Origin of the sequence: Alcanivorax sp. P2S70 (assembly GCF_000475295.1) — a bacterium.
Lineage (GTDB): Bacteria > Pseudomonadota > Gammaproteobacteria > Pseudomonadales > Alcanivoracaceae > Alcanivorax > Alcanivorax profundi.
The window spans coordinates 1-2,813 of the sequence record NZ_AXBZ01000069.1; the positions used below are offsets into that span (position 1 = coordinate 1).

The following is a 2,813-nucleotide window of genomic DNA, read 5'->3' on the forward strand; positions in this document are numbered from 1 at the left end:
CCTGCCAGTGGCTCGCCTGGCGGATCAAATTGCCTGCCATTTTGCCCCTGCTGTTGACCGGTCTGGCCCTGGGCCCCGCTACCGGTGTCCTCAGCCCTCAAACCCTGTTTGGTGACCTGCTGCTGCCTGGTGTGTCGTTGGCGGTTTCCATTATTCTGTTTGAAGGCGCCATGACCCTCCGGTTTGACGAGATCCGGGGGCTGGAAAAGACGGTTCGGCGACTGGTTACCTGGGGTGCTCTGGTCACCTGGTCTGTGGTGACCGTCTCGGCATGGTGGCTGTTGAAGTTGCCGCTTGGGCTTGCCTTGCTGTTTGGCGCGCTGGTGGTCGTTACCGGCCCTACCGTAATTGTGCCGCTACTGCGTAGTGTGCGCCCGGTCAGCAGTGTCTCACGACTGCTGCGCTGGGAAGGCATCGTGATCGATCCGATCGGTGCGATTCTGGCCGTACTGGCCTACGAGCTGGTGGTCGCCACCGGGCAGGACGGTGCCTTGCTACATACCCTGTGGCTGTTCTTCCAGACCATCGCTGTCGGGGCGGCCATTGGTGGCGCCGTGGCACTGGCTCTGGCCGAACTGCTGCGTCGACATCTGATCCCTGAATACCTGCGCAGTTTTCTGGTGCTGTCCTTCGTGGTTGGCGAATTCGTACTGGCCAACGGCTTGAGTGAAGAATCCGGGCTGGTTGCCGTGACCGCCACCGGTATCGTCCTCGCTAACCGCAAAGGGGTACGCACCGACGACATTCTCCACTTCAAGGAGAACCTGTCGGTGATGTTGATATCCGGGCTGTTTATCGTGCTGGCTGCACGACTGCAGATGGAAGAGCTGAGCAGACTCGGCCTCACTGCGCTCGCCGTGCTGGTCATCATCCAGTTGGTCGCTCGCCCGATGTCTGTATTGATCTCCACCGTTGGCTCATCGCTGAACTGGCGTGAAAAGTCGCTACTGGCATGGATTGCGCCACGTGGCATTGTGGCAGCGGCCATTTCGGCCCTGTTCGCAGAGCGACTGCAACAAAACGGGGTTGCCGGTGCGGAAATGCTGGTACCTCTGACCTTTATGGTCATTATCGGCACCGTTGCCCTGCAAAGCCTCACCGCCCGCCCGCTGGCACGGCTGTTGAAAGTCGCCGAGCCGGCCCCCCGCGGCTTCCTCATTGTCGGTGCGAACCCGGTCGCGCGTGCGGTGGGCGCTGCCCTGCAAAAGAACAACTTCCCGGTGACGGTCACCGATTCCAGCTGGGAATCGATCCGGGCCGCGCGCATGGAAGGCCTGGGTACGTTCTATGGTAACCCGGTGTCCCAGCATGCAGACCAATACCTGGATCTGGTGGGCTGCGGCAAGCTGCTTGGCCTGAGCCCGCGCCGTGAGCTGAACACCATGTCGACCATGCGTTATCGGCTGGAATTCGGCGAGCAGAACATCTTCAGCTTGCCCACGCCAAAGTCCGAGAAAGAGGTGAAACACGAAGTGGCGCCTGAACATCGTGGTGCCACCCTGTTTGGCCCCGAGATGAGCTATGCGCGGCTGGCCAGCCTGTTGAGTCAGGGGGCCGAAATTCGCAAAACCCGAATTACTGAAGAGTTCGACTTCGACGCGTATTTGAACACCAGTGGCCGTCAGGTCTGGCCGTTGTTTGCCATTGATTCCCGTGACCGTATCCACATCTTCACCGCAGAAGGCAAACCCGAGCCCCGAGCAGGCTGGCACATCCTGGGCCTGGTGAAAGAAGACGTGGCCAAAGAAGAAGCCAAGGCTGAAGCACGTGCGGAAGCGGCCGCAGAACGCATCTCTTCAGACAAGGACAAACCGAAGGACGCTGGAGACAGCAAGGAAAAGGGTTTACCGGGCTAAGCCGGTGAGCCCTCGGGTCGTGTGGCCTCGTCGTCGCTAAAGGCATCGATGAGTCCGCAGACCCTGCCATCTTCCAGGTGACAATCCGGCGCGCCCTGCCACTGGGCCATGGCTGCACGCATCCTCCCGCTCAGCGCTTGCAGTTCCTGAATACGCTCTTCGACTTCCTGTAACCGGGTTTCGATCAAGCTACGGACATTCCCGCAAGGTGTCTCACCCTGTCGCGACGCCTGCGCCAGCGACTGGATATCGGTCAAGGTAAAGCCCAGAGAACGGGCCTTGATGGCAAAACTGAGTAAGCGTAGATCTTCACGGTCGTACTGCCGATAGCCATTGCCGGGGTCTCTCTGCGGCTGCAACAGCCCAATATCCGTGTAGTGGCGAACGGTTTCGGTGGTGGTATTGGCCTGTCTTGCCAGGTCGGACACCCGCATATCGCTGACTCCTTCTGTGATCACCGGCCACATACCTGACCGACATGCTTCCCGGCTATTCCTCGCTCCAGTCACCCAATGCCTCGGGGACTGCTTCATCACGCCTCAGGAAGTACTGATGGATTGCAGCGGACAAGGTGGCTGCACCCAATAAGTCTGACAGGGAATCGAGAAATTTGTTTCCTGGCCCGTTGGAGACCGAGTCCCGGGACACGGTCGCCAGAAAACACTTAAGTGCCACATCGGCTAACGACATGTTGTCCTGATGGTGTAGCCAGGTCGTCACCAGTATCGTATCGACCTGTTGACACATCTGCCTGGCCAGCGCCGCATCGCCAACCAGCCATGCGAGCCAGGGATCATCGCCCAGCACCTTCTGAAGCCCGGCAACGGTTTGTGGCAGAGAGGAAGCAGGCACCACCATCAGCTGCCACAGTGCCGGTGGCGTCGGCTCAATCTGATATTCCAGGGCGGTCTGCTCACAGGGCAGACCACTGCATTGCGCCAGCCACAGGGCCAGTGG

2 protein-coding genes and 1 pseudogene are annotated in these 2,813 nt (G+C 59.9%); 1 reads left to right on the top strand and 2 read right to left on the bottom strand.

All coding sequences use genetic code 11. The features are described from left to right. On the top strand, positions 1-1,856 hold a 1,856-nt coding region (locus Q672_RS32720; protein WP_022986763.1), incomplete at its 5' end, for a cation:proton antiporter. On the opposite strand, the gene Q672_RS32725 is transcribed toward Q672_RS32720, so the two are convergent. Both Q672_RS32725 and Q672_RS34260 read right to left on the bottom strand, forming a co-directional pair. Next, complete coding sequence (locus Q672_RS32725; RefSeq protein WP_031227119.1) at positions 1,853-2,290, bottom strand: MerR family transcriptional regulator; 438 nt, start codon at positions 2,288-2,290, stop codon at positions 1,853-1,855. The genes Q672_RS32720 and Q672_RS32725 overlap by 4 nt on opposite strands. Positions 2,291-2,345: 55 nt before the next feature. Then, positions 2,346-2,813 (bottom strand): annotated as a pseudogene (locus Q672_RS34260) (hypothetical protein); the annotation flags it as partial.

Bases quoted from the DNA above. Each gene is read 5' to 3' on its own strand.
- Q672_RS32725 (WP_031227119.1), bottom strand. From the start codon at position 2,290: ATGCGGGTGTCCGACCTGGCAAGACAGGCCAATACCACCACCGAAACC.